At 68.0% G+C, this 15132-nt stretch carries 16 protein-coding genes; 13 read left to right on the forward strand and 3 right to left on the reverse strand.

What is annotated here, in order from left to right:
* Nucleotides 1–31: 31 nt before the first annotated feature.
* Nucleotides 32–454: a DUF4307 domain-containing protein gene (locus ACWW1C_RS05035; protein WP_455982424.1), complete on the reverse strand. Its 423-nt coding sequence runs from the start codon at nt 452–454 to the stop codon at nt 32–34.
* Between the two features lie 120 nt (nt 455–574).
* On the opposite strand from ACWW1C_RS05035, the gene mca reads away from it, so the two are divergent.
* Genes mca through ACWW1C_RS05055 form a run of 4 tightly spaced genes read left to right on the forward strand, consistent with a single transcriptional unit; the run spans nt 575 to nt 4153 of the window.
* Nucleotides 575–1441 carry a mycothiol conjugate amidase Mca gene (mca, locus tag ACWW1C_RS05040; protein ID WP_455982425.1) on the forward strand — a complete coding sequence of 289 codons (867 nt, stop codon included), beginning with the start codon at nt 575–577 and terminating at the stop codon, nt 1439–1441.
* Nucleotides 1438–1752: a hypothetical protein gene (locus tag ACWW1C_RS05045; protein WP_455982426.1), complete on the forward strand. Its 315-nt coding sequence runs from the start codon at nt 1438–1440 to the stop codon at nt 1750–1752. The genes mca and ACWW1C_RS05045 overlap by 4 nt, the downstream gene beginning before the upstream one ends.
* Nucleotides 1753–1803: 51 nt before the next feature.
* Complete coding sequence (locus ACWW1C_RS05050) at nt 1804–3780, forward strand: thioredoxin domain-containing protein (protein WP_455982427.1); 1977 nt, start codon at nt 1804–1806, stop codon at nt 3778–3780.
* Between the two features lie 10 nt (nt 3781–3790).
* Nucleotides 3791–4153 (forward strand): nuclear transport factor 2 family protein, encoded by a 363-nt coding sequence (locus ACWW1C_RS05055; protein WP_455982428.1) that lies wholly within the window; start codon nt 3791–3793, stop codon nt 4151–4153.
* 51 nt (nt 4154–4204) lie between these two features.
* On the opposite strand, the gene trhA is transcribed toward ACWW1C_RS05055, so the two are convergent.
* Nucleotides 4205–4927 carry a PAQR family membrane homeostasis protein TrhA gene (gene trhA / locus ACWW1C_RS05060; RefSeq protein WP_455982429.1) on the reverse strand — a complete coding sequence of 241 codons (723 nt, stop codon included), beginning with the start codon at nt 4925–4927 and terminating at the stop codon, nt 4205–4207.
* A gap of 133 nt (nt 4928–5060) precedes the next feature.
* Here trhA and ACWW1C_RS05065 point away from each other — a divergent pair, with 133 nt between their 5' ends.
* The 4 genes from ACWW1C_RS05065 (at nt 5061) to ACWW1C_RS05080 (ending at nt 8286) form a co-directional block, all read left to right on the forward strand.
* Entirely contained in the window at nt 5061–5858 is a 798-nt protein-coding gene (locus ACWW1C_RS05065) for a (2Z,6E)-farnesyl diphosphate synthase (RefSeq protein WP_455982430.1), read from the forward strand.
* A gap of 21 nt (nt 5859–5879) precedes the next feature.
* The gene (locus ACWW1C_RS05070; RefSeq protein ID WP_455982431.1) at nt 5880–7244 is read left to right on the forward strand and encodes a hypothetical protein; all 1365 of its coding nucleotides are present in this window, start codon (nt 5880–5882) and stop codon (nt 7242–7244) included.
* Nucleotides 7245–7373: 129 nt separating this feature from the next.
* The gene (locus tag ACWW1C_RS05075) at nt 7374–7793 is read left to right on the forward strand and encodes a hypothetical protein (RefSeq protein WP_455982432.1); all 420 of its coding nucleotides are present in this window, start codon (nt 7374–7376) and stop codon (nt 7791–7793) included.
* A gap of 91 nt (nt 7794–7884) precedes the next feature.
* The gene (locus ACWW1C_RS05080; protein ID WP_455982433.1) at nt 7885–8286 is read left to right on the forward strand and encodes a hypothetical protein; all 402 of its coding nucleotides are present in this window, start codon (nt 7885–7887) and stop codon (nt 8284–8286) included.
* An 89-nt stretch (nt 8287–8375) separates the two neighbouring features.
* On the opposite strand, the gene coaA is transcribed toward ACWW1C_RS05080, so the two are convergent.
* Nucleotides 8376–9314, reverse strand: a complete 939-nt coding sequence (gene coaA, locus ACWW1C_RS05085; RefSeq protein ID WP_455982434.1) for a type I pantothenate kinase — start codon at nt 9312–9314, stop codon at nt 8376–8378.
* Between the two features lie 63 nt (nt 9315–9377).
* On the opposite strand from coaA, the gene ACWW1C_RS05090 reads away from it, so the two are divergent.
* The 5 genes from ACWW1C_RS05090 (at nt 9378) to ACWW1C_RS05110 (ending at nt 15075) form a co-directional block, all read left to right on the forward strand.
* Nucleotides 9378–10610: a DUF885 domain-containing protein gene (locus tag ACWW1C_RS05090; RefSeq protein ID WP_455982435.1), complete on the forward strand. Its 1233-nt coding sequence runs from the start codon at nt 9378–9380 to the stop codon at nt 10608–10610.
* A gap of 6 nt (nt 10611–10616) precedes the next feature.
* Complete coding sequence (locus ACWW1C_RS05095) at nt 10617–11126, forward strand: hypothetical protein (protein ID WP_455982436.1); 510 nt, start codon at nt 10617–10619, stop codon at nt 11124–11126.
* 10 nt (nt 11127–11136) lie between these two features.
* Nucleotides 11137–12612 carry a glycine hydroxymethyltransferase gene (locus ACWW1C_RS05100; protein WP_455982437.1) on the forward strand — a complete coding sequence of 492 codons (1476 nt, stop codon included), beginning with the start codon at nt 11137–11139 and terminating at the stop codon, nt 12610–12612.
* Between the two features lie 138 nt (nt 12613–12750).
* Entirely contained in the window at nt 12751–13572 is an 822-nt protein-coding gene (locus tag ACWW1C_RS05105; protein WP_455982438.1) for an acyl-ACP desaturase, read from the forward strand.
* 189 nt (nt 13573–13761) lie between these two features.
* Entirely contained in the window at nt 13762–15075 is a 1314-nt protein-coding gene (locus tag ACWW1C_RS05110) for a PhoH family protein (RefSeq protein ID WP_455982439.1), read from the forward strand.
* Nucleotides 15076–15132: the final 57 nt, after the last annotated feature.

The raw sequence follows: 15132 nt of genomic DNA on the forward strand, positions 1-15132 counted from the left end.
GTTCGCCGGATGGATGGTCGGCGCGGCGGGGTCAGGGCGCGACGAGGTAGCCCGGAACGTCGGTGCCGCAGCCGTACACATCCCCGACGACCGGCGGTTTTGCCGACTTCACGACGGCGGTCACCTGGACCGTCTTGGCCTGAGCCGGTGCGACCAGGATCTCGCGTCGCCCGGTTTCGCTGCCGTCGAGGGCCCTGGCCCGCACGATGCACACCGCCGGCCGGCCCGGGTCCTCGCGGGTGACCGAGATCGTCACCGCCACCGTTTCGTTGTCGACCAGCTTGTAGGTGCTCAATTCACCCTTGACCGGAGACGTCCCGAGGCGCTGGAAACCGACGAAGGCAAGCGCCACACCAGCCACGACGATGAGCAGAGTGAGGCCGATCGCCAGGCGGCGACGAGTCAGCCGAGACAGGCGCTGCTGCCCGTAGCGGGCGGTCGGACGCTCGATCATGGCTGCTTTGGGTGCCCCGTCGGTCGGTTCGGATTACTTGGACTGGAACTATAGAACCCAGCGACATGGTTGGACTGCATCGAGTTGTCCCACCGAGTAGAGACAGTAGGTAAGGCACACGTGAGCGAACTGCGGTTGATGGCGGTGCACGCGCACCCCGACGACGAGTCGAGCAAGGGTGCGGCCACCACGGCCAAGTACGCGGCCAACGGCGCCCGGGTCATGGTCGTGACGCTGACCGGCGGCGAGCGCGGCGACATCCTTAATCCGGCGATGGACCTGCCCGAGGTGCACGGCCGGATCCACGAGGTCCGCCGCGACGAGATGGCGAGGGCGGCCGAAATCCTGGGTGTCGAGCACCATTGGCTGGGGTTCATCGACTCCGGGCTGCCCGAGGGCGATCCGCTGCCACCGCTGCCCGACGACTGCTTCGCGGTGGTGCCGATCGAAGAGCCCGTCCGCCGGCTGGTCCGGGTGATCCGCGAATTCCGGCCGCACGTGATCACCACGTATGACGAGAACGGCGGCTACCCGCACCCCGACCACATCCGCACGCACCAGGTGTCGATGGCTGCCTACGAAGCGGCCGCCGACCATGTGCAGTTCCCCGACGAGGGTGAGCCCTGGAGCATCTCGAAGCTGTACTACGGCCACGGTTTCCTGCGCCGGCGCATGCAGCTGCTGCAGGACGAGTTCGCCAAGAACGGTGAAGTCGGGCCGTTCGAGAAGTGGCTGCAGCACTGGGACCCCGAGCACGATCCCTTCGCCAACCGGGTGACGACCCGCATCGAGTGCGCCGACTTCTTCGAGCAGCGGGACCGAGCGCTGCTGGCCCATGCCACGCAGATCGACCCGAACGGCGATTTCTTCCGCGCGCCCATCGAATGGCAGCAGCGGCTGTGGCCGACCGAGGAGTACGAATTGGCCCGATCCAGGGTTCCGGTGACGTTGCCCGAGACCGATCTGTTCACGGGAGTATCGCTGTGATTTCTGTTCCGCTCACCATCCTGCTGGCCGAGGGCCCACGCCAGACGGGTCCCGACTTCGGCAAGGCCAGCCCGGCCGGGCTGGTGATCACGCTGATCCTGCTGATCGCCGTGGTGGCCCTGGTCTGGTCGATGAACCGGCACCTGCGCAAGCTGCCCGAGTCCTTCGACCCCGCGCATCCCGAACCGGATCAGGCGGTCGACGACGGGACTGTCGGCGGCGTGCCGCACGATGCGCCGACGGCCGATGCTGGGCACGAGGATGCGGGCAAGCCGGAAGCTGGGTCAGACTCCAGAGATGGCAATGTCTGATGCACCGGGCTTCTCATCGCGGCTCGTACCTCACCGCTTGATCGGCGCCCGGTGAACGCACTCGGCTCCGCCACCAGCCCCTACCTGCGCCAGCACGCCGACAACCCGGTGCACTGGCAGCAGTGGACACCGGAGGCGCTGGCCGAGGCCGCCGCCCGCGACGTGCCGATCCTGCTGTCCATCGGCTACGCGGCCTGCCACTGGTGCCATGTGATGGCGCACGAGTCCTTCGAGGACTCGGATGTCGCTGCGGTGGCCAACGACAATTTCGTGTGCATCAAGGTCGACCGGGAGGAACGACCCGACCTCGACGCGATCTACATGAGTGCCACCGTCGCGATGACGGGTCAGGGTGGCTGGCCCATGACGTGCTTCCTGACGCCCGACGGCCGGCCCTTCTTCTGCGGGACCTACTATCCGAAAGCCGGCTTCCTGCAGCTGCTTTCGGCGGTGACCGACACCTGGCGGAACCGGCGGGCCGAGGTCGAAGACGCGTCCGACCAGATCGCCACGGAGCTCCGCAAGATGTCGTCCGGGCTGCCCTCCGGCGGCCCCGCGCCTTCTCCCGAACTGTGCGACCACGCCGTCGCCGCGGTGCTGCGTGACGAGGACCTGCCGCGGGGCGGCTTCGGTCGAGCCCCGAAATTCCCGCCCTCGGCATTGCTGGAAGCCCTGCTGCGGCACCACGAACGCACCGGGTCCGCACTCGACGCGGTGGAACGTACCTGCACCGCGATGGCCCGTGGCGGCATCTACGACCAACTGGCGGGCGGCTTTGCCCGCTACAGTGTGGACGCCTCATGGGTGGTGCCGCATTTCGAAAAGATGTTGTACGACAACGCCTTGCTGCTGCGGGTGTACGCGCACTGGGCGCGGCTGACGGGAAACCCGTTGGCGCGCAAGGTGGCCGTCGAGACGGCGCGGTTCATCATCGATGGCCTCGGTGACGGCGGTATGTTCGTCTCGTCGCTGGACGCTGACACCGCCGGGCATGAGGGCCTGACGTACGTGTGGACGCCCGCCGAGCTGGTGTCGGTACTGGGTGACGATGACGGCCGTTGGGCCGCTTCACTCTTCGAGGTCACCGCGGCCGGGACTTTCGAGCACGGCAGCTCGGTGCTGCAGCTGCTCGCCGACCCCGACGACGCCGCGCGCTTCGAGCAGGTCCGTGCGAAGTTGACGGCCGCGCGGGAACTGCGGCCGCAACCGGGTCGCGACGACAAGGTCGTCACCGCCTGGAACGGTTTCGCCGTCACGGCCCTGGCGGAAGCCGCCGTCGCGCTCGGAGAGTCCGAATTCCTCGATGCCGCAACGGGTTGCGCGCGTCGGCTGCTGGACCTGCATCTGGTCGACGGCCGGTTGCGCCGGGCCAGCCTCGGGGGCGTCGTCGGCGACAGTGTCGGGATCCTGGAGGACTACGCGGCCCTGGCGACCGGTTTGTTGACCCTGCATCAGGTGACCGGCGAGCAGTCATGGCTCGACGCCGCACACGGACTGCTCGACACCGCGCTGACACACTTCACCGACCCCGACCGCGGCGGTCGCTGGTTCGACACCGCGGACGACGCCGAGGCCCTGCTGGTGCGTCCCGCGGACCCGGTCGACGGGGCGACGCCGGCGGGCGCGTCGTTGGTCGCCGAGGCGCTGCTGACGTTCGCGCACCTGGCCGCCGAGCCTGAGCGATACATCAATGCGGCTGCCGCCACCCTGGCCTCGGCGACCCCGATCCTGGCCCGCTCGCCGCGCGGCGGCGGACACTGGTTGGCGGTCACGGAAGCGGCCGTCCGCGGCCCCATCCAGATCGCGGTGGCCTGCGCCGACCCGGATTCCGAATTGCTCGGTGCGGCACGCAGATTCGCTCCCGGCGGGGCTGTCGTCGTCGGCGGTCCGGAGGGGTCGTCGACGTTGCTGGAAGGCCGCGGCCGGGTGAACGGTCAGGACGCCGCGTACGTCTGTCGCGGCCACGTGTGCAACCTTCCGGTCACGACGGCGGGGGACCTCGCCGCTGCCCTCGGCGCGGCCGTGTAGCGTGCGGCGCATGCCCAGCGCTGAGCAGATCACCGAAAACGTCAACCGCTACCTGGACCTCGTCGACGTCGCCGACGCAGACGGGATCGCGGAGCTGTACGCCGTCGATGCCGCCATCGAGGACCCGGTCGGTGGTGAGGTGCATGTCGGCCGTCAGACGATCCACGGTTTCTACTCGAACATCGCGGGCACCAAGAACTCCCACGAACTGCACACGCTGCGGGTCTGCGGCCACGAGGCCGCGTTCTACTGGACCCTGACCGTCAACAGCGCGATGCGCATCGACATCATCAGCACCATGAACTTCGACGCCGAGGCCAAGATCACGTCGATGAAGGCGTACTGGGGCCCCGCGAACGTCACCCAGCTTTAGCGATTTGTGCACGATTTTCCGCGCCTACCGCGGAAAATCGTGCACAAATCCCTAGGAGAAGACGGCGAACCACATCGCGATGTAGTGGCAGATGGCCGCTACCGCGGTGCAGGCGTGGAAGAACTCGTGGTGTCCGAACGTCCGGGGCCACGGGTTGGGCCACTTGAGCGCGTAGAGCACGCCGCCGATCGAATACAGCGCGCCGCCGACGATCAGTAGCACGACCGCCGTGACGCCCGCGCCTTCCAGGATCGGGCCGATGAACCAGGCCGCGACCCAGCCCAACAGGATGTACAGCGGCACGCCGAGCCAGCGCGGCGCCGTCGGCCACAGCATCTTGAGGGCCACCCCGGCCAGCGCGCCGCCCCACACGATCCAGAACAGCAGCCAGCCGTCGGTGCGAACCGCCAGCAGTGCGAACGGCGTGTAGCTGCCCGCGATGAAGATGAAGATCATCGAGTGATCGAGGCGTTTCATCCAGGTGCGCGACTTCACCGACTTCCAGTTCACCCGGTGATACGTGCCGCTGACGGTGAACATCGCGACGATGGTGAAGGTGTAGAGCAACGTCGCCAAACCCGCGCGAGTGCCCTGCATGGCCCACGACACCGAAACCAGTGCGGCACCGGCAAAGAACGCGACCACCGCCGAGTACACGTGGATCCAGCCACGTGCGCGCGGCTTGCCGAAGAACTCGACGACGCTCTCCACCACGACGTCCGGCAGCGAATCCGAGTGGCGGAGCACTGCGGCAGCGCGGTAGGGCTTGGTCATGTTCGACGGTGCAGGAGCCGGGTTGGTGGCAGCCGGATCTGTATTGCTCGGAGCGGTCAATGTTCCTCCAACTGCGACGGTCCTCCACTAACAGTCATGGGATACCCAGAAGTCCACAGTAGTCTGGTTTCTCGTGGACATCATTCCTCCGCGCCTCAAGGAACCGGCGTACCGGCTCTATGAGCTGCGGCTGCGCCAGGAGCTTGCGCAATCGAAAGCGCAACTGCCACGCCATATTGCGGTGCTGTGCGACGGAAACCGGCGTTGGGCACGTGAGGCAGGTCACGACGACGTCAGCTACGGCTACCGCATGGGCGCCGCCAAGATCGCCGAAGTGCTGCGCTGGTGCCAGCAGGCCGGTGTCGAGATGGCGACGATCTACCTGCTCTCCACCGAGAACCTGCAGCGCGACCCGCAGGAGCTGGCGCCGCTGATCGAGATCATCACCGACGTCGTCGAAGAGATCTGTGCGCCCGACAAGCAGTGGACCGTGCGTACCGTCGGCGACCTGGAGCTGCTCGGTGAGGAACCGGCCAAGCGGCTGCGCGACGCCGTCGAGTCGACCGCCGAGCGCAGCGGCGCCGGCTCGTTCCACGTCAACGTCGCCGTGGGTTACGGCGGCCGCCAGGAGATCGCCGACGCGGTCCGCACCCTGCTGAGCAAGGCACTGGCCAACGGTGCGACGGCAGAGGAGCTCATCGAGTCGGTCACCGTCGACGCCATCTCGGAGAACCTCTACACCTCCGGCCAGCCCGACCCCGACCTCGTCATCCGCACGTCGGGGGAGCAGCGACTCAGCGGATTCCTGTTGTGGCAGAGCGCCTACTCGGAGATGTGGTTCACCGACGCGCACTGGCCGGCCTTCCGGCGCGTGGACTTCCTGCGGGCACTGCGCGACTACGCGCTGCGAAACCGTCGCTACGGAAAATAGCGTTCGTGCCAAACTGAAGACATGGCTGCGCTGTCGGCAGTGGTCTTCGCCCTGAGCTGGTGGCTGGGGTTGTACCTGCTCGCGCGCGATCCCCGCAAGCCGATGCTGGCGTGGTCGGCGTTCGGACTGTGCAGCTTCGCCGTGGTGGTCGCGGTCGACGCGATCCGGCTGGCCGGCGACGCACCGACCGGCCCACTCAGTCACATCGAGGCGTACCTGGCCGTGCTGCCCGGCATCGCCTGGCTCACCGTGCTGCTCGAGTTGTCCCGGCCCGTCGATTCGGCGCGGAGCCGGTGGGGCTTCTTCGTCGTCGCTGTGGTGGCGTCCATCGCGTTGGTCGGAGCCGGGATTTCCGGTGGTGTGCACCCGCCGCTGCGACCGGGGCACTGGGTGATGGTCGGGGCCATCGCCCTGTCGGCGTTCGGCGCCCTCGTGCTGGCGGTGCGGCGGCTGCGCCGCGGTGCGTCGTCGCGCAAGATCGTGCCGCCGGTGGTGGCGGCGACGTTGTTCTTCGGACTCGGCAACGCGATTCTGCTGATCCCGTTGGGGTTGTTGCCCAGCTGGCTGGTGCTGGCGTCCGCCGCCTTCGACGTGCTGCTGCTCGGTATCGCGGTGGCGTGGTGGGACGCCTTCGACGAAGGACAGGCGCTGCGCGCGGGTATGCGCCGGTCGCTGGTCGGCAGCATGGCGGTGGCGGTGCTGTTCGGTGGTCAGGTGCTGATCGGCCTGGCGGTCACCGGTGAGCACCTGGCGCTCATGGTGTTGTTGTTCACCAGCCTCGCGGTAGCGATCGCCATCAACGTGCTGGCCGATCCATTGTCCGGGCTGCTGGACCGGCTGGCCTTCGCGCGCGAACCGGGCCTGCGAGCCGACCGCGCCGCGCTGCGTCGTACCGAGGCGGCCCTGCCGCTGCGGGCCACGAACCCACTGGACCACATCGACGACGAGACCTTCGTCCGGCTGACTCGTCGCGCCCTCGGCCACTACGCCGACCTGTCCAAACTCGTCGCGTCACCGCTGACGACGTTGCCCGTGATCGACGACAGACTGGCCCGGCGCGGCGCCCCCGACCAGCCGCTCGAGCGCGCCAACGAACTCAAGGATTTGCTGGCCGACCGGATAGCGGCGCTCAAACCCCGCGACGCCGGCGACTTCGGCACCACCGAACAGTGGCGCCACTACAACTCGCTGTACTTCCCGTACGTCGTCGGGGTACGGGCGTACGCGCAGAACGCGACGGCGGCCGGGCTGGATCCCGTGGCGCGCCAGGCCTGGCAGTGGTTCGTCACCGAGGTGCCGCAGCGGTCGCTGCACAACTGGCAGAACGCGGCGGCCCGCGTGATCGCCGCCGACTTGCGCGGTACCCCGGTGTCGACGCTGACCTGAACGCTTCACGGCGCTGACCTGCGGTTGGCAGTGCCTGGCAGTAACTGGCAGTGTTTTGTGCAGACCGGGCAGCGCGGTCCGAGCAGTGTCATGGGTGTCCCCACACCGGCACCGCAAGGAGCGACCGCCATGACCGCAATCAACCCCGGGCTCCACACCCGACCACTGTCCGACAGTTCCGATTCCCTGCTCCGCTTCGCCCTCCGCGTCGACGGCACGCTGTGCTCGCTCACCGGCCTGCTGATGGCGTTCACCGCTGATCCGCTGTCCCGGTTGTCGGGGTTGTCGGCGACGTCCGAATGGATCATCGGCGCGGTGTTGGTCGTCTGGGGGTTTGCTCTGTACGTCCTGGCGGCCGTCCCCAAGATTCGGCGCGTCGGGCGGGGGGTGCTGATCGGCAACCTGATCGGCACCGCCGCAGTGCTCGGTGTGCTGGCATCCGGAGTGCTCCCACTGACCGCGGCAGGCAACGTCCTGGTGCTTGCAGTCATGGCTGTGGGCCTGGGCTGCGCCTGGCTGCAATACCTCGGAGTGCGCCGTCTGGCGTGACTCCCTCCCCGCCGGGCGGGGGCGTCACTGACAGAGGTTGCAGTAGACGTCCCCGCACCGGCCTTCATCCCCTCCAACGAAAGGCAACTCCATGACCACCATCACCTCACCCGTCCGCGTCCGCTCCGATCGTCTGCTGCGGCTGGCCCTGCGCGCCGATGCCCTCATCAGCGGCACCGGCGGCGTCATTCTGGCGGCCGCGGCCGGCGCGGTCGCGTCGGAGTCGGGCATCCCGCAGTCGGCCGTCTACGTACTGGCCGCGGTCCTCGTCGTCTACGGCGTCGGCGTCTACGGGCTTTCGACCATGGCGGCGGTGCGGCGTCCCGGCATCGCGGTGGCGATCGCCAACGTGGTCTTCACCATCGCCGCGGTGCTGGCCGTGGTCGACGACGTCTGGCCGCTGACGGCGACGGGAGTGGCCATGATGATCGTCAGTGCGGTGTACACGCTGGCGATGGCGGAGTTGCAGTACCAGGGCGTCCGCCGCGCCTGAGCTGCACACTCACTGCCCGCGAGCGGCCGCAAAATGTACGCCACAGACCGCGTGTCGGCGTACAGACACGGCCGCTCGCGGGAAATGGGTTAGAGCTTGCGGAGGCGCAGCCGGTTGATCGAATGGTCGGCGTCTTTGCGCAGCACCAGGGTGGCCCGCGGCCGGGTCGGCAGGATGTTGTGGATCAGGTTGGGCAGGTTGATCGATTGCCAGATGTCGCGCGCGGCGAAGATGGCCTGCTCGTCGGTCAGTGTCGAGTAGTGGTGGAAGTGCGACTGCGGATCGGCGAAGGCGCCGGCGCGCATCGCCAGGAACCGCGACACGTACCACTGCTCGATGTCTTCGATACGGGCGTCGACGTACACCGAGAAATCGAACAGGTCCGAGATCATCAGGGCCGGCCCGGTCTGCAGGACGTTGAGGCCCTCGATGATCAGGATGTCGGGGTGCCGGACGACGACCTTCTCGCCGGGCACGATGTCGTAGATCAGGTGGGAGTACACCGGGGCGGACGCCTGATCGGCGCCCGACTTGACCGCGGTGACGAACCGCATGAGCGCCCGGCGATCGTAACTCTCTGGAAAGCCCTTGCGGTGCATGATCTTTCGCCGCATCAGCTCGGCGTTCGGGTACAGGAAACCGTCGGTGGTCACCAGGTCGACGCGGGGGTGGTGGCCGAAGCGGGCGAGCAGGGCCTGCAGCACACGGGCGGTGGTCGACTTGCCGACGGCGACGCTGCCGGCCACGCCGATGACGAACGGCACCGGACGGTCCGGGCTCTGCTGCGGTTCGCCGAGGAACTCGGAGGTGGCCGCGAAGAGGCGCTGCCGGGCGGCGACCTGCAGGTGGATCAGACGGGCCAGCGGCAGGTAGACCTCTTCGACTTCCAGCAGGTCGAGTTGCTCGCCCATACCGCGCAGACCCAGCAGTTCATGAGCAGTGAGTTTCAGCGGAGTCGCCATACGCAGAGCGCGCCATTGGCGCCTGTCGAACTCGACGTAGGGACTCGGCTCGCTCGGCCGCGGCATGCGCTCAGTCTTGCAGTAATTGCCGGGGAATGAACGCGGGGGTACCGGCTAACGTGGGCGGGTATGAGCACTGGGCACATCCCGATGCCGGTTCCCGATACCGCCGCCGACGCCTTGATCCGCGAATATCTGCTGCTCGGTCTGCGGTTCGACCGCATCGAGGAGGGCTACGTCGACTCGTTCACCGGTGACCCCGCGCTGCGGCACGCGGTCGCCGACGAGGCCGCGCCGGACCCCGCGGCGCTGGCCCGCCAGGCGCGCCGCCTGCACGACGAGGTCGACGCCTCCGGCCTGGACCCGCAGCGTGCGGATTACCTCAAGGCCCATCTGCGGGCCCTGGACTGCGCGGGGCGCAAGTTCGCGGGGGAGGACGTCGGCTTCGTCGACGAGGTCCGCGACTACTTCGACGTCTCGATCGCCAAAGGCGACGAGGACCGGTACCGCGAGGCGCACCGGGCGCTGGACGAGGCACTGGGCGGCAGTGGCCCGCTGGTCGAGCGCATGCAGGCCCACCGCTCGGGCGAGGAGATTCCGCCGGAGCGGCTCGAGGAGTGCATCCATGCGTTCTCGTCCGCGCTGCGCGATCGCGTCCGGGCCGACTTCCCGCTGCCGGACACCGAGACCATCAACTACGAGATCGTCACCGACAAGCCGTGGTCGGGCTTCAACTACTACGAGGGCAATTTCCGGTCGACGGTCGCGGTCAACGCGGACCTCAAGCAGCAGATGTCGAACCTGCCGCGGCTGGTGGCGCACGAGTCGTACCCGGGACACCACACCGAGCACTGCCGTAAAGAAGCCGGCCTCGTCGAGGTGGGCGGCCAGGCCGAGCAGACGATCTTCCTGGTCAACACCCCGCAGTGCCTGATGGCGGAGGGCCTGGCGGACCTGGCGTTGCACGCGGCCGTGCCCGACCACTGGGGCGCGTGGGCGGCCGACATCTACGCCGACCTGGGCCTGCGTTTCGATGGCGAACGCGCAGAAGCGATTTCGTCGGCCAGCGCCGCTCTGGCCGACGTCCGCCAGGACGCCGCGCTGATGCTGCACGACGAACATCGCGACGCCGACGACGTCGTCGCCTTCCTGCAGCGCTGGCTGCTGACCAGCCCGGAGCGGGCGCGGCAGTCCATGCGGTTCCTGTCGTCGCCGCTGTGGCGCGCGTACACGTCGACGTATGTCGAGGGCTACCGCCTGCTGCGCGGCTGGCTCGATGCCCGGCCCGACGGCGTGAGCCTCACCGCGCGCTTCGGCCGGTTGCTCGACGAGCCCTTGATCCCGTCGTCGCTGCGCGGTTAGGCGGCAATGGCGACCCTGCGGCGGGACAGCGCGGGCAAGGCCATGCCACTCAACATCCTGTTGGTGGTGTGGATGGCGATCGGGCGCGGATTATTCGCGCCGCTGGGGTGGATGACGGTGTTCGTCGTCCTCGTCTCGCCGGCACTGCTGATCTGCCTGACGATGACGACCAGGATGATCCGGCAGCTGCCCGGGCGGCAGCTGACCCCTGCCCAGACCCGCGCGCAGGTGATCGTGTGGTCGGCGATGTTCGGCTTCGGCGTGTTCTGCGCCGACGGCGGTGACAGCGGCACCACGTCGTCGATCCTGATGAAACTGCTGGGCGAGCCGTCCTGGTCGGAAACCGTGAGCGGGCTGCTCTGGTGGGGCTGCGTCATCGCCGGGCCCGTCGCGTGGTGCGTGCTGTTCTCCAAGCTCAGCCGTAGCCTCGCGCCCGCCCGGCCACTGCAGCGGCCGTACCCCGACCCGGGATATCCAGGCCCGGGTCAGGTGAACGGCCACGACCGCCCCTATTAGGCTGAGCGCCATGGCAGCAGACTCGTCATCCACCTTGCCCGCGGCTTCCGGCGCTGATTACGCCGAGACCTCAAGCGCCGCCTATCAGGCCGCTCTTCAGGTCATCGAATCCGTCGAGCCCCGGGTCGCCGCGGCGACCCGGAAAGAGCTTGAGGATCAACGCAGTTCGCTGAAGCTGATCGCCAGCGAGAACTACGCGTCGCCGGCCGTGCTGCTGACCATGGGCACCTGGTTCTCGGACAAATACGCCGAGGGCACCGTCGGACACCGGTTCTACGCGGCCTGCCAGAACGTCGACACCGTCGAGGCACTCGCCGCCGAGCACGCCCGCGAGCTGTTCGGCGCGCCCTACGCCTACGCGCAGCCGCACTCGGGCATCGATGCCAACCTCGTCGCGTTCTGGGCCATTCTGGCTACCCGCATCGAGGCCCCCGGCCTGGCCGAGCTCGGTGCCAAGCACGTCAACGACCTGTCCGAGGCGGACTGGGAGACCCTGCGCAACAAGCTGGGCAACCAGCGCCTGCTGGGTATGTCGCTGGATACCGGCGGCCACCTGACGCACGGCTTCCGGCCGAACATCTCGGGCAAGATGTTCCACCAGCGCAGCTACGGCACTGACGCGCAGACCGGTCTGATCGACTACGACGCCGTCGCCGCCGCGGCCCGCGAGTTCAAACCGCTGGTGCTGGTCGCCGGCTACTCGGCGTACCCGCGCCGGGTGAACTTCGCCAAGATGCGCGAGATCGCCGACGAGGTCGGCGCCACCCTGATGGTCGACATGGCCCACTTCGCGGGCCTGGTCGCCGGCAAGGTGTTCACCGGCGACGAAGACCCGGTGCCGCACGCCCACGTGACCACCACCACGACGCACAAGTCGCTGCGCGGGCCGCGCGGTGGCCTGGTGCTGGCCACCGAGGAGTACGCCCCGGCCGTCGACAAGGGCTGCCCGATGGTGCTCGGCGGCCCGCTGTCGCACGTGATGGCCGCCAAGGCCGTTGCGTTGGCCGAGGCCCGTCAGCCCGCGTTCCGGACCTACGCCCAGAACGTCGCCGACAACGCCAAGTCACTGGCTGACGGCTTCCTCAAGCGCGGCGCCACGCTGGTCACCGGCGGCACCGACAACCACCTGGTGCTGCTGGACGTGCAGTCCTTCGGCCTCACCGGCCGGCAGGCTGAGTCGGCGCTGCTGGACGCCGGCGTCGTCACCAACCGCAACGCCATCCCCAACGACCCGAACGGCGCCTGGTACACCAGCGGCATCCGCTTCGGCACCCCGGCGCTCACCTCGCGCGGCTTCGGCGCCGACGAGTTCGACAAGGTCGCCGAGCTGGTCGTCGACGTGCTCAAGAACACCTCCGCCGACGCGGGCCCCAACGGCCCGTCCAAGGCCAAGTACACGCTGGCCGACGGCACCGCTGACCGCGTCCGCGGTGCGTCGGCCGAGATGCTGGACGCCAACCCGCTGTACCCGGGGCTGACGCTCTGAGTTTCTGACACCGACAGTGGGGCCTATGACCGCAGAATCAGCGAATTCTCGGTCGTAGGCCCCACTGTCGTCGCGCCTTGGTTACGTTTCGGCGGGCCTGATTTCAAAAACATGTGAACTCGGGTTACAGTTACTTTCATGGCTGAGAAACCAGTTGCCAACGCACTGACCCTCGAGCTCGAGCCCGTGGTGGATACCGAGCTGTCCCGGCACCTCGCGACCGAGGAAGCCTGGTACGCCCACGACTACGTGCCGTTCGAGGAAGGAGAGAACTTCGCTTTCCTCGGTGGCACCGACTGGGACGCCTCGAGCGTCACGCTGCCGAAGCCGGTCACCGATGCGCTGGAAATCCTGCTCATCACCAAGGACAACCTCGCGGGTTATCACCGTGAGCTGGTCGAACACTTCATCCTCGAGGACAAGTGGGGCCGCTGGCTGGGCCGGTGGACCGCCGAGGAGCACCTGCACGCCATCGCGCTGCGCAACTACCTCGTCGTAACCCGCGAGATCGACCCGACCGCCAACGAGGACGTGCGCGTCGCGCACGCGATGAAGGGCTACCGCGCCGACAAGTTCAGCCAGATCGAGACGCTGGTCTTCATGGCGTTCTTCGAGCGCGCGCACGCCGTCTTCACCCGCAACCTGCAGGCCCAGATCGAGGAGCCCGTGCTGGCCGCCATGGCCGGCCGCATCGCCCGCGACGAAGAACGCCACGAGGAGTTCTTCGCCAATCTGGTGACGCACCTGCTGGAGACGCACCGCGACGAGACCATCGCCGCCATCGCGGCCCGCGCTGCCGGCATCGAGGTCATCGGTGCGGACATCGACGCCTACCAGGACAAGGTCCAGGTCGTCGCCGACGCGGGCATCTTCGATGCCGCGGCGTTGCGCACCGTCATCTCCGACCGCATCAAGGCGTGGGGATTGAGCGGCGAACCGTCGCTCGCCCAGTTCATCTAGACGTCACAAAACAGTCACGGCGCGCCGTCAGCGTGGGGCGGTGGCCGGGAGTAGCGTCGCCGGTGATGGCTAGCGAACTGCTCTGCTATCCGGGCGGTACCCGATTAGAGATTGGGACCGGCCCCGGTCCAGGTACCGCTGCGTCCACCGAAGTACTCGTGTGGGGCCGCACGGGCCGAGGAGCGCCACGTGTCTGATTCGCAGGTCCGTACCTACGTGCTCGATACCTCCGTGCTGCTGTCCGATCCTTGGGCATGCACGCGTTTCGCCGAGCACGAAGTGGTTGTCCCCCTGGTGGTCATCAGTGAGCTGGAGGGTAAACGCCACCACCACGAACTGGGCTGGTTCGCCCGGCAGGCACTGCGCATGTTCGACGACTTGCGGTTGGAACACGGTCGGCTGGATCAGCCGATTCCTGTTGGGACACAAGGCGGTTCGCTGCAGGTGGAGCTGAACCACATCGACCAGTCGGTGCTGCCGTCAGGCTTCCGGACCGATACCAATGACCACCGCATCCTGGCCTGCGCCGCCAACCTCGCTGCCGAGGGCAAGCGAGTTACGTTGGTCAGCAAGGACATTCCGCTGCGGGTCAAGGCCGGCGCGGTGGGCCTGCTCGCCGACGAGTACCACGCCCAGGACGTCATCACGTCGGGCTGGACCGGTATGACCGAGATGGACGCCACGCCCGAGGACATCGACAGCCTGTTCGCCGACGGCGAGGTCGACCTGCTGGAAGCGCGGGATCTGCCGTGCCACACCGGAATCCGGCTGCTCGGTGGCACCTCGCACGCGCTGGGCCGGGTCAACGCCGAGAAGCGGGTGCAGCTGGTCCGTGGTGATCGCGAAGTGTTCGGCCTCCGGGGAAGGTCAGCCGAACAACGCGTCGCCCTCGATCTGCTGCTCGACGAGTCCGTCGGCATCGTCTCGCTCGGTGGCAAGGCCGGTACCGGCAAGTCGGCGCTGGCGCTGTGCGCCGGCCTGGAGGCGGTGCTCGAGCGCCGTACCCAGCGCAAGGTCGTGGTGTTCCGGCCGCTGTATGCCGTTGGTGGACAAGACCTTGGCTACCTGCCGGGCAGCGAGAGCGAGAAGATGGGCCCGTGGGCGCAGGCCGTCTTCGACACCCTGGAAGGGCTGGCCAGCCCGGCCGTGCTGGAGGAGGTGCTCTCCCGCGGAATGCTGGAAGTGTTGCCGCTGACGCACATTCGCGGCCGCTCGTTGCACGACTCGTTCGTCATCGTCGACGAGGCCCAGTCGCTGGAGCGCAACGTGCTGCTGACGGTGCTGTCGCGACTCGGCTCCGGGTCCCGCGTGGTGCTCACCCACGACGTCGCCCAGCGCGACAACCTGCGCGTCGGCCGGCATGACGGTGTCGCCGCGGTGATCGAGAAGCTCAAGGGTCACCCGCTGTTCGCGCACATCACCCTGATGCGCAGCGAGCGGTCGCCGATCGCCGCGCTCGTCACCGAGATGCTCGAGGAGATCAGCCCCGGCACCCTGCCGTGACCTGAGCCGCGCCGCGATTTGTGCACGATTCTCCGCGCTGAACACGGGTTTTCGTGC

The organism is Mycobacterium sp. HM-7, from assembly GCF_053852335.1.